Source organism: Streptomyces sp. NBC_00576 (assembly GCF_036345175.1).
GTDB lineage: Bacteria > Actinomycetota > Actinomycetes > Streptomycetales > Streptomycetaceae > Streptomyces.
In genome coordinates this window covers 6,352,928-6,376,048 of the sequence record NZ_CP107780.1, presented here as the reverse complement: position 1 = coordinate 6,376,048, position 23,121 = coordinate 6,352,928, and the positions used below count along the sequence as shown (strand labels likewise).

At 67.8% G+C, this 23,121-nt stretch carries 23 protein-coding genes and 3 pseudogenes; 11 read left to right on the top strand and 15 right to left on the bottom strand.

What is annotated here, in order from left to right; all coding sequences use genetic code 11:
* Positions 1 to 92: 92 nt before the first annotated feature.
* The 6 genes from OG734_RS27555 to OG734_RS27530 all read right to left on the bottom strand — a co-directional run bounded on the left by OG734_RS27555 (position 93) and on the right by OG734_RS27530 (position 8,609).
* Positions 93 to 2,555: a SpoIIE family protein phosphatase gene (locus OG734_RS27555; protein WP_330290172.1), complete on the bottom strand. Its 2,463-nt coding sequence runs from the start codon at positions 2,553 to 2,555 to the stop codon at positions 93 to 95.
* A 104-nt stretch (positions 2,556 to 2,659) separates the two neighbouring features.
* Complete coding sequence (locus tag OG734_RS27550; RefSeq protein WP_330290171.1) at positions 2,660 to 3,652, bottom strand: ABC transporter permease; 993 nt, start codon at positions 3,650 to 3,652, stop codon at positions 2,660 to 2,662.
* An 88-nt stretch (positions 3,653 to 3,740) separates the two neighbouring features.
* Positions 3,741 to 5,291 carry a sugar ABC transporter ATP-binding protein gene (locus tag OG734_RS27545; RefSeq protein ID WP_330290170.1) on the bottom strand — a complete coding sequence of 517 codons (1,551 nt, stop codon included), beginning with the start codon at positions 5,289 to 5,291 and terminating at the stop codon, positions 3,741 to 3,743.
* Positions 5,292 to 5,351: 60 nt separating this feature from the next.
* A complete protein-coding gene (locus OG734_RS27540) occupies positions 5,352 to 6,395 on the bottom strand; it encodes a sugar ABC transporter substrate-binding protein (RefSeq protein ID WP_330290169.1) in 1,044 nt (347 codons plus the stop codon).
* Between the two features lie 97 nt (positions 6,396 to 6,492).
* Entirely contained in the window at positions 6,493 to 7,260 is a 768-nt protein-coding gene (locus OG734_RS27535; RefSeq protein WP_330290168.1) for an SDR family NAD(P)-dependent oxidoreductase, read from the bottom strand.
* The gene (locus OG734_RS27530) at positions 7,257 to 8,609 is read right to left on the bottom strand and encodes an L-fuconate dehydratase (RefSeq protein WP_330290167.1); all 1,353 of its coding nucleotides are present in this window, start codon (positions 8,607 to 8,609) and stop codon (positions 7,257 to 7,259) included. Before OG734_RS27530 ends, OG734_RS27535 begins: the two co-directional genes overlap by 4 nt.
* Positions 8,610 to 8,926: 317 nt before the next feature.
* On the opposite strand from OG734_RS27530, the gene OG734_RS27525 reads away from it, so the two are divergent.
* The 3 genes from OG734_RS27525 (at position 8,927) to OG734_RS27515 (ending at position 10,426) form a co-directional block, all read left to right on the top strand.
* Positions 8,927 to 9,490 (top strand): hypothetical protein, encoded by a 564-nt coding sequence (locus OG734_RS27525; RefSeq protein ID WP_330290166.1) that lies wholly within the window; start codon positions 8,927 to 8,929, stop codon positions 9,488 to 9,490.
* 61 nt (positions 9,491 to 9,551) lie between these two features.
* Positions 9,552 to 10,241 carry a hypothetical protein gene (locus OG734_RS27520; RefSeq protein WP_330290165.1) on the top strand — a complete coding sequence of 230 codons (690 nt, stop codon included), beginning with the start codon at positions 9,552 to 9,554 and terminating at the stop codon, positions 10,239 to 10,241.
* On the top strand, positions 10,151 to 10,426 hold the full coding sequence (locus OG734_RS27515; protein WP_330293801.1) for a helix-turn-helix domain-containing protein: 276 nt from the start codon (positions 10,151 to 10,153) through the stop codon (positions 10,424 to 10,426). The genes OG734_RS27520 and OG734_RS27515 overlap by 91 nt, the downstream gene beginning before the upstream one ends.
* 144 nt (positions 10,427 to 10,570) lie before the next feature.
* Here the strand turns inward: OG734_RS27515 and OG734_RS27510 are convergent, their stop codons facing one another.
* Both OG734_RS27510 and OG734_RS27505 read right to left on the bottom strand, forming a co-directional pair.
* The gene (locus OG734_RS27510; RefSeq protein ID WP_330290164.1) at positions 10,571 to 12,382 is read right to left on the bottom strand and encodes an ice-binding family protein; all 1,812 of its coding nucleotides are present in this window, start codon (positions 12,380 to 12,382) and stop codon (positions 10,571 to 10,573) included.
* A 764-nt stretch (positions 12,383 to 13,146) separates the two neighbouring features.
* Positions 13,147 to 13,347, bottom strand: a complete 201-nt coding sequence (locus OG734_RS27505) for a hypothetical protein (RefSeq protein WP_330290163.1) — start codon at positions 13,345 to 13,347, stop codon at positions 13,147 to 13,149.
* Between the two features lie 202 nt (positions 13,348 to 13,549).
* Here OG734_RS27505 and OG734_RS27500 point away from each other — a divergent pair, with 202 nt between their 5' ends.
* Together OG734_RS27500 and OG734_RS27495 are read left to right on the top strand one after the other, a co-directional pair.
* Complete coding sequence (locus OG734_RS27500) at positions 13,550 to 13,672, top strand: hypothetical protein (RefSeq protein ID WP_330294046.1); 123 nt, start codon at positions 13,550 to 13,552, stop codon at positions 13,670 to 13,672.
* Positions 13,662 to 13,823 (top strand): class I SAM-dependent methyltransferase, encoded by a 162-nt coding sequence (locus OG734_RS27495; protein ID WP_330290162.1) that lies wholly within the window; start codon positions 13,662 to 13,664, stop codon positions 13,821 to 13,823. Before OG734_RS27500 ends, OG734_RS27495 begins: the two co-directional genes overlap by 11 nt.
* A 102-nt stretch (positions 13,824 to 13,925) precedes the next feature.
* Here OG734_RS27495 and OG734_RS27490 read toward each other — a convergent pair whose 3' ends face one another.
* From OG734_RS27490 to OG734_RS27475, 4 genes are all read right to left on the bottom strand, one after another.
* Entirely contained in the window at positions 13,926 to 14,789 is an 864-nt protein-coding gene (locus tag OG734_RS27490; protein ID WP_330290161.1) for an oxidoreductase, read from the bottom strand.
* Between the two features lie 239 nt (positions 14,790 to 15,028).
* On the bottom strand, positions 15,029 to 15,781 hold the full coding sequence (locus tag OG734_RS27485; RefSeq protein ID WP_330290160.1) for a transposase family protein: 753 nt from the start codon (positions 15,779 to 15,781) through the stop codon (positions 15,029 to 15,031).
* A gap of 188 nt (positions 15,782 to 15,969) precedes the next feature.
* Positions 15,970 to 17,082, bottom strand: coding sequence for a hypothetical protein (locus OG734_RS27480; RefSeq protein ID WP_330290159.1), 1,113 nt, complete (start codon positions 17,080 to 17,082; stop codon positions 15,970 to 15,972).
* Positions 17,083 to 17,095: 13 nt separating this feature from the next.
* Positions 17,096 to 18,454 carry an FAD-dependent oxidoreductase gene (locus tag OG734_RS27475; RefSeq protein ID WP_330290158.1) on the bottom strand — a complete coding sequence of 453 codons (1,359 nt, stop codon included), beginning with the start codon at positions 18,452 to 18,454 and terminating at the stop codon, positions 17,096 to 17,098.
* A 637-nt stretch (positions 18,455 to 19,091) separates the two neighbouring features.
* On the opposite strand from OG734_RS27475, the gene OG734_RS27470 reads away from it, so the two are divergent.
* The 3 genes and pseudogenes from OG734_RS27470 to OG734_RS48070 all read left to right on the top strand — a co-directional run.
* A complete protein-coding gene (locus tag OG734_RS27470) occupies positions 19,092 to 19,421 on the top strand; it encodes a transposase family protein (RefSeq protein ID WP_330290157.1) in 330 nt (109 codons plus the stop codon).
* A gap of 78 nt (positions 19,422 to 19,499) precedes the next feature.
* Positions 19,500 to 19,628, top strand: a pseudogene (locus tag OG734_RS48075) (IS630 family transposase); the annotation flags it as partial.
* A 56-nt stretch (positions 19,629 to 19,684) separates the two neighbouring features.
* Positions 19,685 to 19,990: pseudogene (locus tag OG734_RS48070) on the top strand (transposase); the annotation flags it as partial.
* A gap of 20 nt (positions 19,991 to 20,010) precedes the next feature.
* Here OG734_RS48070 and OG734_RS48065 read toward each other — a convergent pair.
* Both OG734_RS48065 and OG734_RS48060 read right to left on the bottom strand, forming a co-directional pair.
* On the bottom strand, positions 20,011 to 20,370 hold the full coding sequence (locus OG734_RS48065; protein ID WP_443064918.1) for a hypothetical protein: 360 nt from the start codon (positions 20,368 to 20,370) through the stop codon (positions 20,011 to 20,013).
* A gap of 228 nt (positions 20,371 to 20,598) precedes the next feature.
* Complete coding sequence (locus OG734_RS48060; RefSeq protein ID WP_443064917.1) at positions 20,599 to 20,928, bottom strand: OB-fold protein; 330 nt, start codon at positions 20,926 to 20,928, stop codon at positions 20,599 to 20,601.
* 470 nt (positions 20,929 to 21,398) lie between these two features.
* Here OG734_RS48060 and OG734_RS27455 point away from each other — a divergent pair.
* Positions 21,399 to 21,848: pseudogene (locus tag OG734_RS27455) on the top strand (winged helix-turn-helix domain-containing protein); the annotation flags it as partial.
* Between the two features lie 128 nt (positions 21,849 to 21,976).
* On the opposite strand, the gene OG734_RS27450 reads toward OG734_RS27455, so the two are convergent.
* A complete protein-coding gene (locus OG734_RS27450; RefSeq protein ID WP_330290153.1) occupies positions 21,977 to 22,144 on the bottom strand; it encodes a hypothetical protein in 168 nt (55 codons plus the stop codon).
* A 10-nt stretch (positions 22,145 to 22,154) separates the two neighbouring features.
* Between OG734_RS27450 and OG734_RS27445 the strand changes: the two genes are divergently transcribed.
* Entirely contained in the window at positions 22,155 to 22,280 is a 126-nt protein-coding gene (locus tag OG734_RS27445) for a hypothetical protein (RefSeq protein WP_330290140.1), read from the top strand.
* A gap of 303 nt (positions 22,281 to 22,583) precedes the next feature.
* Complete coding sequence (locus tag OG734_RS27440; RefSeq protein WP_330290152.1) at positions 22,584 to 23,093, top strand: PhzA/PhzB family protein; 510 nt, start codon at positions 22,584 to 22,586, stop codon at positions 23,091 to 23,093.
* The last annotated feature ends 28 nt before the right edge of the window (positions 23,094 to 23,121 follow it).

The window sequence follows — 23,121 nt, the reverse complement described above, 5'->3', positions numbered from 1 at the left end:
GCCTTCACCTGCGGAAAACGGGTTCGGGCGATGCTGTGACAGCGCCGCCGAAGAGGGGCTCTCAAACACCCAGGCCGTCAGCACCCTGGCCGTCAGCGCCCGCCCCCGTTGCCCGCCCGCCCCGGGAGGTCCTGCTCGGCCCAGATGATCTTTCCGGCCTGGGTGTAGCGCGTACCCCAGCGGCGGGTCAGCTGGGCGACCAGGAACAACCCCCGGCCGCCTTCGTCGGTGGTCCGCGCATGGCCCATCCGGGGCGAGGTGTTACTGGCGTCGGACACCTCGCAGATCAACCTGTCATGCCGGATCATGCGCAGTTTGACGGGTGCGGTGCCGTGCCGGATGGCGTTGGTGACCAGCTCGCTGACCACCAGTTCCGTGGTCATCACCAGGTCGTCCAGCCCCCATCCGAGGAGCTGGCGGACGGCCAGCTCCCTGGCGCTCGAGACGATCGCCGGATCCGTCGGCAGGTCCCACGAGGCGACCCGGTCGGCGCCCAGCGCATGCGGCCGGGCCAGGAGCAGAGCGACGTCGTCGGTCTGCGGGCCGGTCAGCAGTTTGTTCACGACCGCCGAGCACAGTTCCTCCGGCGGCAGGCCGGACTGCGCGAGCACATCGCTGAGGCGGGACAGCCCGACGTCGATGTCCTGGTCGCTGGTCTCGATGAGGCCGTCGGTGTAGAGGGCGATCAGGCTTCCCTCGGGGAGGGATATCTCGGCGGACTCGAAGGGCAGCGAGCCGAGGCCCAGCGGAGGGCCCGACGGGAGGTCGGGGAAGGTGACCTTGCCGCTGGGGCTGACCACGGCGGGCGGCGGATGTCCGGCCCGGGCCATGGTGCACAGCTGGGTGACCGGGTCGTAGACGGCGTAGAGGCAGGTGGCGCCCAGTACCGCGGTGGCGATGGGCTCGTCGTCGCCACCCTTCTCCTCCGTCAGGCGGATCACCAGGTCGTCCAGGTGGGCCAGCAGCTCATCGGGCGGCAGATCCATGTCAGCGAGCGTCTGTACGGCGGTACGCAGCCTGCCCATGGTCGCCGCGGCGTTGAGGCCGTGTCCGACGACATCACCGACGACCAGCGCAACCCGGGCGCCGGACAGCTGGATCACATCGAACCAGTCGCCGCCCACCCCTCCCCGTACGTCGGTCGGCAGATAGCGCGAGGCCACCTCCATGGCGGCCCCACCGTTCAGCCCCTGCGGGAGCAGACTGCGCTGCAGGGCCAGCGCCGCGGCATGCTCACGGGTGTAGCGGCGGGCGTTCTCCACCCACACCGCGGCCCGGCTGACCAGCTCCTCGGCGAGCAGCAGATCGTCCTCCTCGAACGGCTGCGGATGCTCCATCCGGATGAAGGTCGCCACCCCCAGCACGGTGCCGCGCACGGACAGCGGCACCCACATCACCGAGTGCATCCCGAATTCCGCGATGCTCCTGGCCCGCGCCGGGTCCTTGGCGACCCACGCGGTGGTGGCCGGGTCCAGGAACGGTTCAAGCACCGCGGTGCCGTTGGCCATGCTCTCGAAGTACGGCGAGGACCTGGGTGCGTCGATCGAGTCGCCGGTGGCGATCACCGACTCCGGGCAGCCCTCGTGGATCGACTGCTGCCCGGCACGCCGCACCAGATACGCGCTGTCGGCCGGCCCCGAACCGGGTTCGTCGCCGTGCAGCACCGCTTCCAGCAGATCGACGGTCACGAAGTCGGCGAGCCTCGGCACCGAGAAGTCGGCCAGCTCCTGGGCGGTCCGCATCACGTTCAGCGTGCCCCCGATACGGGCGCTGGCCTCGCTGAGCAGTGCCAGGCGCTCCCGGGCCCGCCATCTGTCGGTGACGTCCATGCCCATGTAGCAGACGCCCAGCGGGTTGCCGTCCGGGTCGTCGAGCCGAAAGAAGGAGGTGGAGTAGGCGTGTTCCTCGTGCGGATCCGCCCAGGTCCAGCCCCGGTACTCGAAGTCGATGACCGGCATGCCCGACTCCAGCACCCACCGCATCTGCGCTTCGAGCGCGTCGGTGTTCAGGCCCGGCAACGACTCGGACATCCGGCGCCCGAGCCGCTCGCCGCGCGGGACACCGCCGTAGCGCTCCAGGGTGTCGTTCATCCACACGTACCGCAGGTCCGGGCTGAGCACGGCCATGCCGAGCGGTGAGCGGGTGAGGAAACCTTCCAGCACCTCTCCGCTGACCGCCCAGGTCGGGGACTTCGACACATCGATCGCCGATACGAGCCAGGCCCTGCGGTCGTCGGTGTCGGACATCGCGGTCACCCGCAGCCCGACCTCAAGACGGTGGCCGTCGCGGTGCCGGACGCCCACCAGGCCGCCCCAGCTCTCCCGGGTCCCGCACTCCTCGGCGACCTCGGCCGCCCGTGACGCGTCTTCGGGCTGCGCCAGCAGAGTGGCGGCGGAGCGGTCGAGGACCTCCGCCGCGCCGTATCCCAGGAGCCGCTCAGCGGCCCCCGTCCAGCCGATGACCGCGCCCTTCGCGTCGATCACCGCAGCAGCCACATTCGCCATCTCGAACGGTCCATGCGTTCCGTCCGGTGTTACCTCCCTGGGGAGCATCATCACAGCCGTCCCATCTGGCGGATGGCATATGGACGATTCTATGACATATCACCCGGCGCTGCCCCACGCGGACCACCCCTGGACCTCGGACCTCGGACCTCGCCCTAATCCTGCCCCTCGCCGGTGGTGAGCCGGGCGATCATCAGCGCCACGAGGATGATCGCGCCATAGATGGCCTGGATCCAGAAGGACGACACCTGCGCCAGGGTGAGCAGGTTCTCCAACATGCCCAGCAGCAGGACCCCGAGCAGCGCCCCGGCCAGGGACCCCTTGCCGCCGTTCAGACTGATGCCACCGATGACAGCAGCCGCGAACACGGTGAAGATCAGGCCCTGTCCCTGGTTGGCGTTGATCGCCCCGACCCGTCCGGCGATCACCAGACCGGCCAGCGCGGCCAGCGTCCCGCCGATGACCAGAACCCCCCAGGCCACCCGGTCGACCCGGATGCCCGCGGCTCGCGCGGCGGGAGCGTTGCCGCCCACCGCGTACACCGCACGTCCCAGCCGGTGGTGGCGCAGCGCCCACCCGGCGACGGCGAAACAGGCGCCGGTCACCCACACGGAGACGGGGACGCCGAGCCAGTTGTCGGACCCGAGGGTGAAGAACGCGGCGGGGGCGTCGAACAGGGTCTGGCCGGACACCATGCCGACCAGGACTCCGCGCAGCACGATGTTCATCGCCAGGGTCACGATGAAGCCGTTGAGCTGGAGCTTGACGATCAGCAGACCGTTCACGGCCCCGATCAGCGCCCCGGTGAGCGGAATGACCAGCAGGCCGAACCAGGTGGGCAACTCGCTGCCGAAACCCGCCGAGGCGGCCGGGATCACGACCATGAAGCCGAGGACCGGGGCGAGCCCCGCGATCGACTCCAGCGAGAGGTCCATCTTGCCGCTGATCAGGATCATAGCCTCGGCGAGCACCAGCAGCCCGAGCGCCGAGGAGGCGCTGAGCACATTCAGCAGGTTGTCCCGCGCGAGGAAGCTCTCGTTGCCGACCGCACCGATGACCAGCAGCAGGAGCACCGCGGGCAGCAGCGCCAGGTCGCGGATCCGGCCCAGGGCGATCGTGCGAACGGGGCGGCGGACCGCCCTGTCCACTCCGTCCGCCCTGTCTGCTCCATCCGCTCTGTCTGCTTTATCCGCTCTATCCGGTCCGTCGCCGGGCGTCGGGCCGTTCTGCGCGGTGTCATTCATGGCCGGTGCTGACCCCTTCGATCGAGGCCACCAGTTCCTCGTCGGTCCAGCCGACGGTGTACTCGGCGGCGAGAGAGCCGTTGAACATCACCAGGACGCGGTCGCAGGTCCGTAGGTCCGCCAGCTCGTCCGAGACGACGAGCGCCGCGCGTCCCGCGGCCCTGGCCCGGTCGACGACCGACAGCAGTGCCCGCTTGGACTTCACGTCGACACCCGCCGTCGGATTGATGAGCACCAGCACCCTCGGGTCGGTGGCCAGCGCCCGGCCCATGACGACCTTCTGCTGGTTACCGCCCGACAGGTCCTTGACCGGCTGGTCCGGGCCGTCCGTCGTGATGTCGAGACCGGTGATCGTCCGCCGGGCGAAGACGTCCCGGGCCCGGCGCGAGATCACGCCCAGCCGGCCCAGCCGGTCCATGATGGTCATGGAGGCGTTCTCGGCCACCGACAGCTGCGGTACCAGCCCTTCGTGATGCCGGTCGCGCGGCACACAGCCCACGCCCGCCGCGAGCGCCGAGGTGACGCTGCCCGGCCGCGTCGGACGGCCGAGAACCTCGATCCGCCCGCTGTCGGGCCGGTACAGCCCCGCCAGCGCCTCGGCGACGTGATGGCTCCCGGAGCCCGCGAGCCCGGTCAGCCCCACCGTCTCGCCGGACCGGACGGCGAAGCTGACGTTCGTGAAATGCGGGCCGCTCAGCCGTTGCACCCGTACGGCCACGGGCGCGTCCGCCGGCTGCGACCGGATCGCGCCGAAGCCGGGGACCGCATCCGCGCCCCGCTCTCCGGTCATCGCCTCGATGAGTTCCGTCCTGCCGAGCTCGCCCACGGGTGCCGTGGTGATCCAGCGGGCGTCCCGGAAGACGGTGACGACCTGGCAGACGGCGTAGATCTCCTCCAGGTGGTGGGAGATGTAGAGAAAGGTGATCCCGGCCCGCTGCAACCGCCGGACATGGGTGAACAGGCGGTCGATCGCCCGGCTGTCCAGCTGTGCGGTCGGCTCGTCCAGAATGATGAACCGGGTTCCGCGCGAGATCGACCTCGCGATCTCCACCATCTTGGCGTCCTCGACGGTGAGAGCGCCGGCCGGCACGTTCTCGTCGACCTCCACACCCCATTCGTCCAGCAGCTCGCGGGCCGCCGAGCGCATCCGCCGCCAGCTGATCACCTGGCCGTGAACCGTGGGTTGTCGGTTGACGTACAGGTTCTCGGCGACAGTGAGGTCAGGGATGATCGTCGACTGCTGGTAGACGCAGGCGACCCGCCGCTGCCACGCCTCACGGTCCGCCGGGCCGGGCGCGGGTTCGCCGTCGAAGAGGACAACGCCCCGGTCCGGCCGCTGCAGCCCGGTCAGGATGGCCACCAGGGTCGACTTGCCGGCCCCGTTACGGCCGACCAGGGCGTGCGACTCACCGGGCCGGACGGCGATCCGCACGTCGTCCAGGGCCACGGTGGGCCCGTAGCGCTTGCGGATCCCGTGGGCCTCGGCCACCGCGCGGCGGCCGGCGCCATCGGCGCGGGGTTCGGTCAGTGGCGTCTGGTTCATCGCGGTCTCGCTTCCTGGGACCCGGGGAGACGGCTCCCGGGGAGACGGTCTCCCCGGCGATCAGGAGCTCTTGCCGATCTGGTTGCCCCACAGCGACGCGTCGTCGACATTGCCCTCGGTCACCAGCGGTGCCGAGAGCTGGTCCTCCAGGATTCCGCTGGGCAGCCGGACGATGGTGCTGTCGTGGTCGGTCGGGCCCGGCTGGAAGGTCTGGCCCTCCATCGCCTGCTTGATGTAGAAGATGCCGTATTTGGCGTACTGGTCGGCCGGCTGGGAGACGGTCGCGTCGATCAGGCCTTTGCGGATCGCATCCAGCTCCTGCGGGATGCCGTCATTGGAGACGATCACGATGTGCTTGGGGTTACCGGCCGCCACCAGCGCGTCGTGCCGCCGCAGCGTGCTCAGGGTGGGGGCCAGATACACCCCGCCGGCCTGCATGTAGATGCCCTTGATATCGGAGTTGGCGGTGTACAGCGCCTCCAGACCGGCCGCCGCCTTCTCGGCGTTCCAGGCGGCGGGAATGTTCAGCACCTTGATGCCCCGGTAGTTCTTCTTGATGCACGCACTGAACGCCTCCGACCGGTCCCGCCCGTTGATCGACGCCAGATCGCCCTGGATCTGTACGACCTTGCCCGTCTTCACCGCGTCGCCGATCCGCCGACAGGCCTTCTCCCCGTAGGCACGGTTGTCGGCCCTGACCACCATCGCGACCTTGCCCTTGTCCGGCGCCACATCGACGGCGACCACCGGCACGCCCTTGCGCTGCGCGGCGTTCAGCCCGGCGACGATCGCCGCGGAGTCCAGCGGCGAGACGACCAGGCCCTTCGCGTTCTGGGCGAGCAGATTCTGGATGTCGGTGATCTGTTTGCTCGGATCGGCGTTGGAGTTCAACCTCTGAAGCAGGCGAACGTCCTGGGCGGCGGCTTGTTTGGGGATGTAGGAGTTGTACGACTCCCAGAACGGCGAGGTGAGGAAGGGCAACACCACCCCGACCTCGCCCGAACCGGTGCTGGTGGTGCTGCTCGTGCCCCCACCGCAGGCGGTGACGGCCGCCCCGCAGCCAAGTGCGAGGGCTGTTCCGACAGCGGCGATGCGTCGCTTCATGGTGCTCGGCTCCGAGTAAGTGGACGGTAGTCGGTCGGTAGCTGGTCGGTAGCTGGTCATCTCAGCCAGGTCAGCAATGTCAGCAATGTCAGCAATGTCAGTGGAAGGAGTCCGGACGTCTGCGGATGCCCTGTATCCCTCCGTCCACGGCGAGTGCCGTCCCGGTGGTGGCCCCGGCCAGCGGCCCGGCGAGATACGCGATGGCGTCCGCGACCTGCTGGGCGGTGACCAGACGGCCGCTGGGCTGGCGGGCGATGAGAGCAGCGCGTTCGGCCTCCGGGTCGTCGGCATGTCCGAGCAGCCGACGTACCCAGGGGGTGTCCACGGTGCCCGGGTTGACGCAGTTGACCCGGATGCCCTCGCCGATGTGGTCGGCGGCCATCGCCAGGGTCAGCGCGAGCACCGCGCCCTTGCTGGCCGCGTAGAGCGCCCGCTGCGGCAGCCCGGCCAGCGCCGCGACAGAACAGGTGTTGACGATGGCCGCGCTGGGAGACCGGCGCAGATACGGCAGTGCCGCCCGGCTGGTGCGGACGATGCCGAGCACATTGATGTCCAGCACGTGGTGCCATTCGTCGTCGGCGTTGTCCTCCACGGTGCCCAGCGCGCCGATGCCGGCGTTGTTGACCAGCACATCCAGACCTCCGAACAGGTCCGCCACCCGGCTCACGGCGTCGGCCACCGACGCGGCGTCCCCGACATCGGCCTGTACGGGGTGCAGCCGTGCGGGCACGGGCCCAGGCATCCGGTCGAGCACCGCCACGCGGCACCCCCTCGCGGCCAGGGTCTCGGCGGTGGCCAGGCCGATCCCGGACGCCCCGCCGGTGACGACCGCGGCCAGCCCCTGGAATTCCTCCCCGGGGTTCATACCGGGGGGCCTTCGGCCGGGGGCACGTCGTACGGGGGCTGCCAGGCGGCGCCGCCGGGGAACGCGTACGTGGCGAGCGACTGGGGCCGCATCGCCGAGCTGAAGCCGGGGGCGGTCGGGGCCGCGTACCGCCCCCGGACGATCACAACCGGGTCCAGGAAATGCTCGTGCAGATGATCCACGTACTCGATGACCCGGTCCTGGAGGGTGCCGGAGACCGCGAGACAGTCGAACATCGCCAGATGCTGCACGAGCTCGCACAGGCCCACCCCGCCCGCGTGCGGGCACACCGGGATCCCGTACTTGGCGGCGAGCAGGAGGATCGCCAGGTTCTCGTTGACTCCCCCGACCCGGCAGGCGTCCAACTGCAGAAAGTCGATCGCGTCCGCCTGGAGCAGTTGCTTGAACATCACCCGGTTGTGCACATGTTCGCCCGTCGCCACCCGCACCGGCGCCACTTCCCGGCGGATCTCCGCGAGACCGAGGATGTCGTCCGGGCTGGTCGGCTCCTCGATCCAGTACGGGTCGAACTCCGCCAGCCGCCTGATCCACCCGACGGCCTCGTCGACCCCCCAGCGCTGGTTGGCGTCCAGCGCCATCCGCACCCCGGGGCCGATCACCTCCCGCGCGGTACGGCACCGCCGTACATCGTCCTCCAGATCGGCGCCGACCTTGAGTTTGATCTGCCTGAACCCACTGTCCACGGCCTCCCGGGCCAATCCGGCGACCTTGCTGTCCGAGTAACCGAGCCAGCCAGGAGACGTGGCGTACGCCGGATACCCCTCAGCGAGCAGACGGGCCTCCCGGTCCTCCATCCCGTCCCGCGCCCGCCGCAGAATCCCCAGCGCCTCATCGGGGGTCAGCGCGTCCTCCACATAACGGAAGTCGACCAACGCGACCACCTGCTCGGGCGCAAGGTCGGCCAGCAGCTTCCACAGCGGCTTTCCCTCCCGCTTCGCGTACAGATCCCACACGGCGTTCACCACTGCCCCGATGGCCATGTGCACCACGCCCTTCTCCGGCCCCAGCCATCGCAGCTGACTGTCACCGACGAGCGAGCGAGAGAAACCCCCGAGGTCGGACAGGACCTCTCCCAGCCGCAGCCCCACCACATGCGGGCGCAACGCGTTGATCGCCGCCACCTCGACATCGTTGCCCCGGCCGATGGTGAAGCAGAACCCATGCCCCTCCAGCCCGTCCCCGGCATCGGTGCGGATGATCACGTATGACGCCGAATAATCCGGATCGGGATTCATCGCGTCCGACCCCTCGAGCCGACGAGACGTGGGAAACCGGATGTCGTAGGCGTCCAGCGCCGTGATCCGCCCCCACGTCGGGTGGGGCGTCATGGCAGGCGGCTCATCGACGTCATCGGGAGGACTCCAGAGAATCGGGCCTGACGGCAGGGTTGGACACCCAAATGAGTTTATATCCCCCCAAAGCCCCCGCCGCGACCACACGCCTGTGTATCCGAGGGCTTGCCCGAGGGGTTACCCGAGGTCTTGGACCGGCATCCTGCAAGCGGTCCAGGACCGGCGCACACCCTGTTGCACGCACTCTGCGGTACGGAGGGACCAGGTCGTCACCGCCGAGCGGGTCCGGCACCAACTGATGGAATTCGTGCGGGAGATCCTGCCGCCCGGCGGGACCCCGAGGAGGAACGACCGTGACCGACCCCCACACCCTGCACACCGGTCTGGCGCTGGCGGGCGAGCTCGCCGCAAAGGACGACGGCAGCGACTTCACCACCTACTTCAACACCCTGCTCATCGTCGGCATCACGACGATCATCGTCATACGCCAGTTCACCGCCCAGCAGGTCACGAACCGCATGTTCTTCTGGGTAACCGTGCTCATCGTCCGCGGCTGCGTTCCGCCGGGGCCCGCGGAGATGAAGCCGGCGAGCATCGCCCTGCTCGTCCTCTCCCTGCTCGCCTCGGTCGTCTTCGGCCTCCGGCGGGGAGCGGCCTTCCCCATGTGGCGGGACGCCGAAGGACGCGTCTTCCGCAAGGGTGACCGTCGGATCCTCGTCCTGTGGCTCCTGACCGTGGCTGCGCGGCTGGTCTTCGGTGGCATCGGAGCCGTCGCGTTCCACGAATCCTTCAACGCCGACGCGCTCTGGCTCGGCATGGGCGTCACGCTCGCCGTGCAGCACGTGGTCATGACGCGCCGCAAGGCGGGCGCACCGCTGCGCGTCGCGGACGGCGAAGCGGTACCGGCGGCCCGATGAGGGACGCCTGCACTCCCGGGCCCTCGACCACTTCATCGTCGCCGCGGAGCACGGAGGCTCCATGTGCCTGACGGACGTCAGCATGGGGATCGCCGCCGCCCTCACGGCTGTCCGGCTCGCCCAGCACGACCCGAAGGCGGCCCGGGCGATCACCGAACCGGCGTTGTCCACGTTGCGTGGGCTCGTTTCCTGGACGCGGGCCATTGGCCTGCTTCCCGTCGCGGTCGAGTCCGCGTCGGCCTGCGGGCACCGCTTGGCGGCCGAACAACTCGTGACGGAGACCGAGTCCGGTGTTGGCGACCGGGATGCGCCGGCTTCCCTGGCCGAGCTGGAACTGGCCCGGGGGCTGCTCCGCGCCACCGAGCCGGCGAAAGCCGCCGAGCACTTCGCCGAGTCGCAGCGGAGGTGGCAGGAGATCGGCCAGCCATACGAGGTGGCCAAGGCCGCGGCATGCCGGGGGGACGCCCTGACGTGCGCGAAGCCGGAGGACGCGGCCGTACACCTGACCGAGGCCGTGCGCGGCTACACCGGCCTCGGTGCGGTCGGTGACGCCGCGCGTTGCCGGCACCGCCTGCGTGAACTCGGCGTGGTGGCGGTGGGGCGCCGTGGCCGGCGTAGCTACGGGAGCGAGCTGTCTCCCCGGGAACTGGAGGTGCCGAGCTGCTGGCCGGCGGCGCCACCAACCAGGACATCGCCCAGACCCTGTTTCTGTCCTCGCGCACCGTTGAGAAACATGCGGCCCGGGTGCTGACGAAGCTGGGCACGCCGAGGAAAGACGTCCACACCGCCCTGCCGGACTCCGGCGGGCAACCGCTCGGCGGGACACGGCTCGGCGGGACACGGCTTGAGCGTTGGATCTTGCGCGCGACGCCGCCCGTCGGCCATATCTGGCCACGGCGAGGACGAGGAGGCCCCGGCAGCCGTGTACGCCAGTGAGGATCAGGCCCGCCGGCGAGTGCGTCTGCGGCCACTCGCGAGCGCCACTGAGCCCCCGGACGATGTGTCCAGGGGCTCAGTGGCCGAACGGCGGACCGGACGGCCTATGTGGTTGATCGAGCTTCAGCCCCTGCCTGCGATGGGCTAGTCCTGTCGGGTTGCTGTACCCCGCCGGGTCCGCTTCATGACGAAGAAGGCCGAGCCTCCGATGAATGCCAGCGCGGCTGCAATGGCGGCCATGATGCCGGTCTCGCTGCTTGAGTCGGCCGCGGCGAGGTCTGGCGACACCTCCTTCGGCTGCTGGCCGGAGGCGGCGCTCACGGGGTCCAAGTCGACGCTCTTGTCCGTGTGGCCGGAACCGCTGTGGCCCAGAGCATCCTCGAGGCCGCCTGGCAGGAAGTCGGCCCACGAGGGCTTGCTGCCCTGGTCGTGGCCGTCGTCACCGTGGCCGGGCTTGCCGTAGTCGTCGTTGCGACCCTGCTCGCCCTCGTCGCGACCGTGCTCACCCTCGTCGTGACCGTGGCCGGGCTTGCCGTGGTCGTCGTCACGACCGTGCTCACCCTCGTCGTGACCGTGGCCGGGCTTGCCGTGGTCGTCGTCACGACCGTGCTCACCCTCGTCGTGACCGTGACCGTGACCGTGGCCGTGATCGCCCGAGTCACCCTTTTCGCCCTTGTCGCCGCGAGGCCCCTTGGGTCCTGCGGGTCCTGCGGGTCCGGCGGGTCCGGCGGGTCCTGCAGGTCCAGCGGGTCCAGCGGGTCCTGCGGAGCCGGTGGGTCCGGGGCGACCTGCGGGTCCGGCGGGTCCGGGGCGACCTGCGGGTCCGGCGGGTCCGGCAGAGCCGTTGGGGCCGGGGGAACCTGCGGGTCCGGGGGAACCGTTGGGGCCGGGGGAACCGTTGGGGCCGGGAGAACCGTTGGGGCCGGGGCGACCTGCGGGTCCGGCGGGTCCGGCAGAGCCGATGGGTCCGGGGGAACCTGCGGGTCCGGCGGGTCCGGCAGAGCCGTTGGGGCCGGGGCGACCTGCGGGTCCGGCGGGTCCGGCGGGTCCGGCAGAGCCGTTGGGGCCGGGGGAACCTGCGGGTCCGGGGGAACCGTTGGGGCCGGGGGAACCGTTGGGGCCGGGAGAACCGTTGGGGCCGGGAGAACCTGCGGGTCCGGGGGAACCTACGGGCCCGGCGGGTCCGGCAGAGCCGTTGGGGCCGGGGGAACCTACGGGCCCGGCAGGTCCAATGGGGCCAGGAGCACCGGGGGCGCCGGGGCTGCCGGTCGGGCCAGGGGAGCCAGTCGGGCCAGGAGAGCCCGTCGGGCCGGGAGAGCCAGTCGGGCCGGCAGGTCCAGGCGGGCCAACGGCGCAGGCCGCCCTCGTGATGGTGTTCTTGTCCATCGTGACCGCGCCATTGCGCGCCAGGGCACGGCCTTCGATAACGGCGCCGTTATTCAGTGCGATGGATGTCAAGGCCAGGATGTTGCCCTTGAACTGGGAGGTCGTGTCGATGGTGGCGGAGCTGCCCACCTGCCAGAACACGTTGCAGGCATTTGCTCCGTTGATGAAGGCCACGACGCTCGCCGGAGCCGTGATCAGGGTCGAGGGGATCTGGAAGATGAAGACGGCGTCGGGGTTGTTCTGGCCGTCGAGAGTGACCGTTCCGGTGATGTTCAGCGTCGACGAGGCCGTGTAGACGCCGGGCGCCAGCGTTAGTCCGCCGATGTCGGCCGGAGTGGCGGTGCCGGGTCCCCGGCTTGCCGCGTCGTTGTAGGCGACGACGAGGTCGGACTTCGCCTGAGCGGCGGCGGCGTCGGTGATGTGCTTCGTTCCGTTGACGATGCCGGGCGGAAAGCCGGGCACCGCGGTGCCAGGATGGAGCCCCAGGTCTCCGTTGATGACGGTGGGGTTCGTGTTGGTGATCGTCGAACCGGCCAGGACCGCGTAGTTGGTGGCGGTCCCCAGTCCCACGGGGGCTTCCAGGGCTTGAGCGAGGTTTGGGACCCCCAGGGTTGCCGCCGCCAGGAGCGCCGCGGGGAGCAGGACGAGGGCTCCCCGTCCGAACAGATTGCGTTTAGGTCTTCTGTCGGGTGGACCCGACCGGATGACATCCAATGCCATAGCAGGACCTTTCTTGTTGCTTCGGGTCTCAGTCCTCCCGAAAGGGGCTCCCGAGCACCCGCGACGATGACTACTCAGGGCTGCAAGCCCCTCTACCTGCGCCGGTGCGCAGGCTCCCCCTGAGGGGGGACAGAGGCGACTCCCTGCCCGAGGTAGTGATACGCCGTCACACGGGAGTAATCACGCACATTTCACAGCAATAGGCAGAAAATCAGAAAAACTGATCTATATGAGTGACGTGATGTCAGGGACCGGCCGCACGTCCGGGCGAATCCGTGGTGTCGTCAAAGTGGAGAGCGCGCCGACGGCGTCCCCTACCGCCGCGTTGCTGCACCGGCGGACATCCCGTGGGTGACCGCAATCCGCTGGCGAAGTCCGGAGTTCGGCAGGGAAGCCAACTGCTGGTGGGCAAGCACCCCATGGCGGCGGGCCGCCCGTAGGAGGTATGGCGCACCTGCCGTCTTGCCAGGTGGGCGGAGTGCCGCGAACCGTGACGTCGACAGCGTGTGCGGCTGCGGACCTCAAAGCCGGCGTCGGGCGGGACGCGAAAGAGCCCGGCCGGGGTGACTGCGGACCGGCTGGGCTCTGGGTTTGTGGGCGAGTGGGTGCTCTGGTCAGAGGTTCTCGTCGTGCAGGTCCTCTTCGCGCAGCAGGTCGTCCTCGCGGCGGCGCGAGGTCTCCTTCTGCCCCTGCTTCTGCCCCTGCTCGCGGGACGACTTGCCCGGCTGGGGGTGCGCGGGGTCTCCGGGGCGCTGGTGCTCCTGTGCCTCGCGGCCCTTGCCCGACTTCTGGCGCTTGTCCTGCGTACCGCCCATGACGGCGACTCCTTCTGATGCGTGGGTACGGATTCCTCTCAGATCACGCTGACAGGCACATTGACGGTCTGCATCATGTCGACGACGAGGCGGGGCACACGGGTGACGCCGTCCCCGATGCGACGGCATCGGAAGGCGGGCCATCCCTTCAGTGCCGAGATGGGCGCGATCCCCCTCCCGCCTGCTGTCAGGAGCCCGTCTCATGCTGGAGCGCACGCTGCGCAAGGACCGCACGGAGGTCACATTCGTCCTGCCCGCCGACAGCCCACCCGGCCCGGTCAGCGTGGTAAGCGACTTCAACGACTGGCAGCCCGGTGCCCCCTGAGCTGGGCGCCGGGCACGGGCGCGACGCCCTGTATTTCGCACGCGAGGGCTTCACCGTGCAGGCCACCGACTTCAGCCCGGTCGGTCTGGAGCAGCTGCGCGGCTCCGCCCGGGACCAGGGCAGCGTTGCTGCAGGTCAGGCCCACTCGTGAACGGCCCCCGGGATCCTACGACCCAACCACCGTACAGAACACCGAAGTTATTAATCGTCAGCTCCCTGCTAATGCCCTGCGCCGGAATAAGGGCCCACAGGGTCACTGCCCGATGCTGTTGAGCTCTGCGATCGCCTCGTCGGGCAGTTGCAGGTCAGCCGCGGCGATGTTCTCCCGCAGGTGGGCGACGCAGGAGGTTCCGGGGATCAGCACCGTCGACGGCGAGCGCTGCAGCAGCCAGGCGAGCGCCACCTGCTGCTCGGAGGCGCCAAGGCGGCGGGCGACATCGCGCAGGGTCCGTGACCGCAGCGGGTGGAATCCGCCGCCAAGGGGGAAGAACGCGGCGTAGGCGATGTCCTCCTCGGCGCAGCGATCGACGAGGTCGTCGTCGGCGCGGTCGACCAGGTTGTACTGGTTCTGCACGGTGACCACGGGGGCGATGGCCTGGGCCTGGGTGAGCTGGGCGTGGGTGATCCCGCTGAGGCCGAGGTGACGGATCAGGCCCTGCTCACGCAGGTCGGCCAAGGCGCCGAACGGCTCGGCGATGGAGGACCCGTCACCGTCGAATGCGGCCGCGCGCAGGTTGACCACGTCCAGGGTCTCCAGGCCGAGGTGCCGGAGATTCTCGTAGACCTGGTCCTTGAGGTCGGCGGGGTCCAGGGAGGTGATCCAGCCGCCGGCGGCGCTGCGGCGGACGCCGACCTTGGTGACGATGTGCAGACCGGCCGGGTAGGGGTGCAGGGCCTCCTTGATCAGTTCATTGACGACAGTCGGCCCGTAGAAGTCGCTGGTGTCGATGTGGGTGATGCCGAGCTCGACCGCTGCGCGCAGCACGGCGATCGCCTGAGTGCGATCCTTGGGCGGTCCGAAGACACCGGGACCGGTCAGCTGCATCGCGCCGTATCCCATCCGAGTGATGCTCAGGTCGTCGGCGAGGGTTAACGTCTGCAGGGCGGGGTTACTCATCGGAAGGCCTCTCGGGTCTGTTCGCGGCATCGTTGCGGATCGCCGGCGCGTCCATTGGGTAAGTTTCCATATTTGCGGCGGAGGCAGGGATGCGGTCGGGTGGCCAGGGGCGCGAGTCCCTGGCCACCCGGCTGGTAGAAGACGAGCGGGCCTTGATTATTCGTGAACCTTGAGGCCGAGCCTCAGACCCCTCGTTCCTGCACGTCACCGCCGCTTCGTTAGCTGAACTCGACGGGAGTTCAGCCAAGGAAGCTCGCCGTGAGGTACGGCGAGCGGGCTGCTGACGTCAGCCAGTTCGGGCTGCATCGGGCGTGCTGGAAGATTCGCCAGCGTTTGACCGTGGCGATGCCATGCTCGACCGGGTAGCGGAGCCGGGCGTGGGCCCGGTTCAACGACCGTTGCCCGACGCTGAGTTCTTTGCGGGCCGGGCGTCTGGTGGGAACGGCGGCCGTGCCGCCGGCGCCGGTGTACGCCATGTCGGCCAGGGCCGGGATGCGGAGTCGGCCGCAGGTCTTCACGATGCGGTGGGTGCGGGCGGCGGTCAGGTCGTGGGTGCGGTCGGGCAGGGCCCCTGAGATCCACACGAGCTTGCCCGTCGGGTCGGTGATGACCTGGTGGTTCGCGCCGTGGCGGCGGTGCTTGCCGGAGTGGTCCGCGCGGCCGTCGCCGACCTGGTCGCACTCGGCGAGGGTGCCGTCGATCAGGACGTACTCGGCGTCCGCGTCGCGTAGCGCCCGGGTCAGGCCGGGCGCTACGCGGGCGAGCAGGTCGGTGACCTGATGGACGTAGGCGTGGGCTGTGCCGACGCTGATCCGGAGACCGGCCGCGATCTGGGCGAGCGTGTCGTGCTTACGCAGGTAGCCCAATGCGACCAGGGCCCGTTGCGAGGGCCGGAGCTTGCATCTGCGGTCTCCCTCTCGGATGACGATCAGCGTGGTGACCCACTCGACGAGCGCGTACGGCAGGTCCAGTGCGGCGGGACAGGTAACCACCAGGGCTCCCCGGCAACAGAGTTGAGACGTCAGATACCTCACTCAACTGCTCGGGAGCCCTGTCCGCTCTCCCCCCGCCTGCGACCGCCCGACCGTCACCCGATCGGTGGCCCCCCTGAAAAGGCTCCTTCACAGCCGCGCCCAAACCTCCTGAAGCAGCATGCAGATACCAGCGGCACACCGGCGGTTCATGCCACGGACGCTGCCGGATTGTTTCCGATAGCGGCCTTGGCGATGTCATCCTGCGGGGAAGTTCGAGCGACCGTCGCAAAGTTGAACGCCTTGTCGCGAATGGTGATTGTCCACGAGAGTCCAGACCTCTCGCCCACGGTAAGTCCCAGCACGATGATCGGCATATGCCACTCGTACTTCATGAGCGTGCCTTGATCCGCAAGGGTTTCCGAGCCGTCGTGCGCCGATACATTGCCGTAGTTGTTGACGGCAAAGACGTCGGGCGTGGCAATCATCTTCCCGATTCTGGCCTGGCCGGCTTCAATGAAGTCTTCTCGCCGCTCGACGCGAGACAGTAGGTCAATCTGCCGTTGCTCCTCGGCGCGATAGTAGTCACGGATCTGGATTCCCGTGCTTTGCGCGATTACGCTTCGCGGCACCGTCAGAAAGTGAAGCGAGTTGCCAAGGGGCAGCTTCGGCGAGTAAAGACTGTTCTTGAGGACGAACATGTTTGCGCTGTCGCGGTCAAGGAAATCCGCCCTCATTCTTTCCAAAAATGAGCCGATCTTGACCGGCGAGTCACAGCTTTCGGCAAACGTGACGGGGAGTTCCTTGTTCGCACCGGAGGGTGAAGTCTCAACGGGCGGCAAGAAGTCTGCCAGCTCATCAGCCCGGATCCCCAACTCTGCGAGGCCTTGGGTGATCTGGAAGCCGTCCTGCCGAGTCTTCAGGGTCCTCATCAGCGCCTGGTGAAAACGGAAGGTTTTGTATCCGTCTTGCAGCGGAAACGGCACGCACGTAAAGATGCCTTGCCGGTGCGGGTCGGAGCGATAGGTGACGGAAGCGACCAGAAAACTGTCGTAGTAGCTTTCGTACTTTTCCGCAAGGAGCCCTTGGAAGGACGAGAGGGGGAAATCCTCAGGAGTGTCGAAGGTCAGCTCCACCAGGTGGCACTTGGAGAAGAGCGGATTCCCCCGAAAGAAGTGCGTCATGGCCTCCTCGAACTCGGTGAGATCGAAGACCCTGTCAACCTTGTATGTTGAGAGCGCCGGAAAGAACTGTGACGCATCTATGAACGAGAACGTGGTCAGGGAGAGCCGAAGGACTTTGTCGGCGATGGAGAGGGGCATTTGGTTACCTCCATTAACTGGTGTGTGCCGGGAGGCGCCGCCGGCGATTTCCCGTCAAAACGCGCCACATGGTGCCCGGGGTGCACAATATTGTCGGCGGTTCAAGCAAGTACTGGACTTTCAGGAATTTCTCGGCCACGACCATGTCCGTTTCGGCTGCGGCGAGCACCTTGTCCATGTAGGAGTTGATGAGCCGCACGGGAAGTGGTCTCGGGCCTTCGATCTGAGGTAGGGCCAGGTCACTGCCGGTCGCCATCCGCCAGGCGACGCCGATGGGTTTGGCGGCCTTGCGGAAGAATCGTTGCGCGACCTGATCCAGGTCACCGCTCAGCGAGTCACGCAGCGCCATTGCCTGGAGCGAGGCCACCGTCATCCCCTGGGCGTAGATGGGGTTGAAGCTGGATATCGCATCGCCCACCACCAGCAGCCTGCGCGGGAATCGGGTCAGCTTGTCATAGCGACGGCGCACGCTCGCCGGGAACCGGTGCGCAGAAATCTCGCTGAGCGGCTCAGCGTCGCGGATCGCCGCGAAGACGTGTTCGGGAACCAGCGGCCTGGCGAACTCCATCCACCCGGCCGGGTCGGTCGGCGGATGGTGATCGCGGTAACCGATCAGCGTCAGGACCCAGCGGCCGTCCTCTTCCTCGAGGAATTCCGCGCCCATGGGGCTCCCCGGTGCGTGCCCGATGATCACGACCTTCTCACGGCCCATCGAACCAGGGGCCGGCCGCAGATACCGGCTGGTGTACATGATGTCGACGTCGATACGCTCCTCGAGCGGCGGCTCATATCCCATCTCGACCAGCCACTTGGTGGTCCGTCCAGACCGACCGGTTGCGTCCACCACCAGATCGGCGGGAATCACATCCTCAGAGCCGCTGCCCTGGTACCTGACAAGCACACCGGTGACAGTGCCATTGTCCGAGGTGGTCTCGAGACCGGTGACCTGGCACTGGTCGATTACCTTGATTTGCGCAAGAGCCCCGATCCGGGCGCGGAGCCGACTCTCCAAATGCGGCCGGCTCGGCTGGTAGGTGCGGGACAGATCGGCGTACTCGCCGTCCATGCACAACAAGTGCCCGCCCAAGCGCATCCGCAACTCGGCAGGTCCGTCGATTACGGGCGCGCCACCGGCAACGAAGTCGTCGAGTATCCCGGGGAACAGCTCCTCGAAGATCTTCGCACCCTTGGAAAGCAGGCCATGAGCGTGGCGGCCCTGCGGCACACCTCGCCGCTGAGTCCTCTGCCCGTCCGGCAGCTGGTCACGCTCTATCACCGTTACCCGGTCGAATGCCTCGGAGAGCACCCGAGCGGCAAGCAGACCCGAGATACTCGCGCCCAGCACCACCGCATGTTCACCGATACGCTTCACTGGAATTCCTTCTGGTTGGGCAAGTATCTCGTGTGGGTTACGTCATGCAATACATGGGTGATCGCGGCCGATACTCGGGCGATAGTTTCCCGAATCCTTCGATTCGGACATCATCGAGATGTTCGGTGCGCATCGCGAATGTATGTGCTCCATAGGTTTGGCCACCGCACGTGGCGCAGTATTGACTTGTTCGTTCCATCGAGCGCGGCTCGCGTGGCTGAAATTCACGTCGGATGCGAGGCTCCAGCGCGCGCCGGCGACCAGGCCGGCGGCACGTGTCCGGGCACCGGTACCGGGCCGGAGTTCCGGGCTGCCAGTAGTAGTCGCGGGCGTCCCTCGTACACGCGGGCGTCCCTCGTACAGGGGATAGGAGTGCAGGCCGGCCGGTAGGCGGGCCGACTCCCGGACGGCCGACTGGCCGTCGCCCTGAGCCCCGATCGGTGGATCGGGGCTCAGGTGCAGTCGCGCCTGCCATGGAGTCAGGGGGCATTGCCTGATCGCGAACTGACCTGTTTTTTGCCGGGCTTGTTCGTGACGTGCCGTCATGAGTGGCTGGTGGATGGGGCCCTGGAGAGCAGAACAGGCACGGCTCCGGTGATCATGTGGTTGTCGAGACCCATGCGAACCGAGCGAGACCGTGCCTGCCCGAACCTCATCTCCTATCCCCGCACCGCTGGAGCCACTGGCCCGTGCTGTCGTCGTCCTCAGCCCCCGGGAGGTCGTTGACCTGCGCCGTTTCCTGGACCGCGTACCTGATCCGCGCGGCCGGTGCGGTCGGCGCTACCCCGCGGTCACGCTGCTGACGGCCACGGCGGTGCTGGCCGGCGCGCGCTCGTTGGCCGCCGTCGGCGAGTGGATCGCCGGTGCCCCGCAGCAGGTGCGGGCCGCGCTCGGCCTGCCGCCGGACCCGCTCACCGCAACGCATGGAACCCGGCACCCCACGCCGCTACTGAACTTGATTGGGTGATGTCGGAGCTGTTTATCGGAGCTGTTCGTCGGAGCTGTTTGCCTGATTGCGGCGAAGTCGTTGCGGTAGCCCTGGGGTGTGCGGTACGTGCAGGGCGGCGGGTTGACCGACGCCGGGAGGGCTGTCCGGGAGCGGGAGCGGCTGCGGTCCGTGGAACGCTTCGAGGGCGGGGACAAGAACCGGGAGATCGCCGCCGCGTTGCGGGTCAGCGAACGGTCAGTGGAGCGGTGGCGCCGACAGTGGTGCGAGCGCGGCGAGGCAGGGGTCCTGTCGTGCTGGTCTGGGACAACGCCCTCATCCACCTCGTTCCGCCGCTGCGGGCGTTCTCCGAAGCGAACTCGCACTGACTGACGGTCTTCCAACTACCCACCTACGCACCGGATCCCAACCCACAGGAGGGCATCTGATCGCTGGTCAAGCGCGACATCGGCAACCTCGCCGCCGCCGACCTCGGCCAGCTGACCCGAGCCGTCAAGCGCAAGCTCAAGCTCAAGCTCAAGCAGATCCAGTACCGCCCGCACCTCATCGACGGCTGCCTCGCCGGAACCGACCTGATCACGGACAGCTGACCGACATCACCCAATCAAGTTCAGTAGTGCTCCACGCTGATACGTGTTTGACGCTTCGGGATCCGGGACGATGCGGCTGTGGCGAATCGTCCTGCTGCGGCGGGGTCTCCCTCGACGTCGCGGCCCTCGTGCGCACCGTAGCGATCCTGCAACTGGTGCCGTTCGCCATCGGGTTCATCCTGCGCCACTACGCCACCAACACCGCCGTGGCCTGGCACCCCACCCCAGTGAAGGTCTCCAGCGTGACCTTCCTGATCGTGCTGACCGGCATGCTGGTGGGCAACTGGAGCGACGTCGTCGCCCTGGTCGGCTCCCGCGCCCTGTTGGCCGGGTTCGTGTTTCTCGATCCTGGCCTTCAGCGTGGGCACGCTGCTGGCCACCGGCGACCGGGTACGACGTACCACCATGGGGTCGGTCGCCGCCGTCCTCGGCCGCCGCCGCACGCCTCAGTCACCCCGACGTGGTCCACGCTGGAGAGCCGGATGATTCCGAGGTCGATTCCGGTGGCACCAGGCGAAACAGTGCATGCCGCGCAGGCTGAAGATCAAGCTTGGATTGACCTCACGTGTGCCGGTCGTTTGCCGCTCTGGGAAATAGCCCGCAGGGACTCATGGGGTGAGGAGTTCGCACTCCTTGATGACCAGCACTGTTCCGTCCTCGCTGAAGACCCGACATTCTCCCCTGACGGTGACGGTGACGCCCAGGGGGACACTTCGCACAAGCCGGAATGATTCCTTAATTCGGTGGTCAAACGGCAGCACGAAGATGGCGAGGTGGGGGCCTCCGGGGACATCTGACACCTCCACCACCGGCGTACCATATTGACTTTCGCCCGTTCGGATTGAGATTCCCTCGAGAGTGAGGAATTTCCCATAGTAGGCACGCTCGGCGGCGGCGCGGTCCGCGGCGAATTCGTTGTGGAGGTCTCGAATTTTCATTGGTTGCCGCCTTCTCTAGTGTCGCGTGATCCTGCTGGTCTTATTCGAGTTGTCGTCGACCAGTGCTCCGCGCTTGAGATCTTCTTACGGTTGGCCTTCTTGAGGATGCCGTCTGCCGTCTTGGTCCAGGCGAATGGGTGGGCGCGGTCATTCCAGCCGTCGATGTAGGTGCGGAGCTTGGCGCTGAGGTCTTTGCCCGAAGTGTAGGTGCCGCGGTGGATGGCTTGTCGTTCGGCGATGGAGGAATCAGCTTACGACGAGGTTCATCGAGGAACGGGGCAACCGCTCCAACTCGCCACGGTCACCCTCACGCAACACCAACGCCGCAGCATGACGATTCGCCACAGCACATCGTCCCGGATCCCGAAGCGTCAAACAAGTTATCAGCGCGGAGCACTACCTGAACTTGGTTGGGTGATATCGGAGCTGTTTGCCTGATTGCGGCGGGGTCGTTGCGGTAGCCCTGGGGTGTGCGGTACGTGCAGGGCGGCGGGTTGACCGACGCCGGGAGGGCTGTCCGGGAGCGGGAGCGGCTGCGGTCCGTGGAACGCTTCGAGGGCGGGGACAAGAACCGGGAGATCGCCGCCGCGTTGCGGGTCAGCGAACGGTCAGTGGAGCGGTGGCGCCGGCAGTGGCGCGAGCGCGGCGAGGCAGGGGCCCTGTCGAAGGTCCGCCCGGGCGCCCTCGGCTCGGAGATGCTCAGATCGCCAGGCCGGAGCGCGAGTTGGAGCGCGGTCCGCTCTTTCATGGGTGGGCCGATCAGCGGTGGACACTGGCCCGGGTCAAGACGCTGATCGGCCGGCTGTTCCACGTCTCCTACACAGTGGAGGGCACCTGGCGACTGCCTGAAGCGGCACGGCTGTTCGTGGCAGCAGCCGGCTCGCCGTGCGATCGAGCATGACGACGCGGCGGTGGAGTTGTATAAGAAGGAGGTCTGGCCGCGGGTAAAAAACGTCGCGCAAGACCGTACGCGGCTCGCGCACCGCGACGGCCCCCGCGATCCAACTGCCGGCCGCGATGAACACCACGGCGTGGTCCTGGCCCCGCGTCAGATCAGCTCCAGAGCAACGAGATTCCCGCCTTCGCCCCGCTGCTGGACGACCTCGACCTCACCAACACCATGCCGACCACCGATGCCCTGCACACCCAACACGCCCACTGCCGCTACCTCATCCGCCGCGGCGCGCACTACCCGGCCATCGTCAAGAAGAACCATCCCGGCATCCATGGCCAGCCTGCGCAACCTCGCCATCAGCACGTTCCGCCAAGACGGCGACACCAACATCGCCGCCGCCCTCCGCCGCACCGGCCGCGACTACCGCCACCCCCTGGAAACCTTCGGCCTCAGCTGACAGACCAGGACAGATCGCCACATGCAATACCCCTGAGCATGGAGTAGATCCCTCAGATCATGGAGCAGATCCTTCAGACGGTGATACCGGCTGGAATTTTTCGGCCAGACAGCGGTGATCGGCTTCCCGAACCAGCCAGGGTATGAACAAGATTCCGCCTACCCGCCGTGCGCGGGAGGGGGAGTCAACAGAAATCTCATGAACCAATGCATGATTGTGCCCTTTCGGCGTCGTCATGACTGGTTGGGTCTGCCCTTGTGCGCGCGGTGATCCCGCTTTACTTCGGCACTACAGGAAGAGCCAATGGTCGACATCACCGGCACCGCTGAAACCACCGATACGCTGTCGAGGTCCCGCGGCGACGCGGAACTGCGAGCGAGCAACCGTGCGATCGTGGAGAAGTACATGAATACCCGCGGGCAGGATCGCCTGCGTCGGCACCTTCTGTTCACCGAAGACGGCACCGGTGGTCTCTGGACGACCGAAACTGGTCAGCCGATCGTCATCACGGGCAGAGATCGACTGGGTGACCACGGCCAATGGTCGCTCAAGTGCTTCCCCGACTGGGCCTGGACGAACGTCGAGATATTCGACACGCAGGACCCCAACCAGTTTTGGGTCGAATGCGACGGTGAGGGAACGATCCGCTTCCCCGACTATCCCGACGGCTACTACCGCAATCACTTCCTGCACTCCTTCCTGTTCGAGAACGGGAAGATCAAGCGCCAGCGCGAGTTCATGAACCCCTGCCAGCAGTTCAGGGCTCTGGGCATCGCCGTCCCTCAGGTCAAGCGGGCCGACATACCGACCTGAACGCCGTTCGCCGGGCGTCTTCTTATCA

Coding starts and splice junctions, on each gene's coding strand:
- OG734_RS27505 (WP_330290163.1), bottom strand. CDS start 13,347: ATGGGCGGTACGCAGGACAAGCGCCAGAAGTCGGGCAAGGGCCGCGAG.
- OG734_RS27490 (WP_330290161.1), bottom strand. CDS start 14,789: ATGAGTAACCCCGCCCTGCAGACGTTAACCCTCGCCGACGACCTGAGC.
- OG734_RS27450 (WP_330290153.1), bottom strand. CDS start 22,144: ATGGTTCTTCTTGACGATGGCCGGGTAGTGCGCGCCGCGGCGGATGAG.
- OG734_RS48060 (WP_443064917.1), bottom strand. CDS start 20,928: ATGAAAATTCGAGACCTCCACAACGAATTCGCCGCGGACCGCGCCGCC.
- OG734_RS27545 (WP_330290170.1), bottom strand. CDS start 5,291: ATGAACCAGACGCCACTGACCGAACCCCGCGCCGATGGCGCCGGCCGC.
- OG734_RS27530 (WP_330290167.1), bottom strand. CDS start 8,609: ATGACGCCCCACCCGACGTGGGGGCGGATCACGGCGCTGGACGCCTAC.
- OG734_RS27535 (WP_330290168.1), bottom strand. CDS start 7,260: ATGAACCCCGGGGAGGAATTCCAGGGGCTGGCCGCGGTCGTCACCGGC.
- OG734_RS27520 (WP_330290165.1), top strand. CDS start 9,552: ATGTGCCTGACGGACGTCAGCATGGGGATCGCCGCCGCCCTCACGGCT.
- OG734_RS27540 (WP_330290169.1), bottom strand. CDS start 6,395: ATGAAGCGACGCATCGCCGCTGTCGGAACAGCCCTCGCACTTGGCTGC.
- OG734_RS27555 (WP_330290172.1), bottom strand. CDS start 2,555: ATGATGCTCCCCAGGGAGGTAACACCGGACGGAACGCATGGACCGTTC.
- OG734_RS27445 (WP_330290140.1), top strand. CDS start 22,155: ATGGCCAGCCTGCGCAACCTCGCCATCAGCACGTTCCGCCAAGACGGC.
- OG734_RS27500 (WP_330294046.1), top strand. CDS start 13,550: ATGCTGGAGCGCACGCTGCGCAAGGACCGCACGGAGGTCACATTCGTC.
- OG734_RS27440 (WP_330290152.1), top strand. CDS start 22,584: ATGGTCGACATCACCGGCACCGCTGAAACCACCGATACGCTGTCGAGG.
- OG734_RS27480 (WP_330290159.1), bottom strand. CDS start 17,082: ATGCCCCTCTCCATCGCCGACAAAGTCCTTCGGCTCTCCCTGACCACG.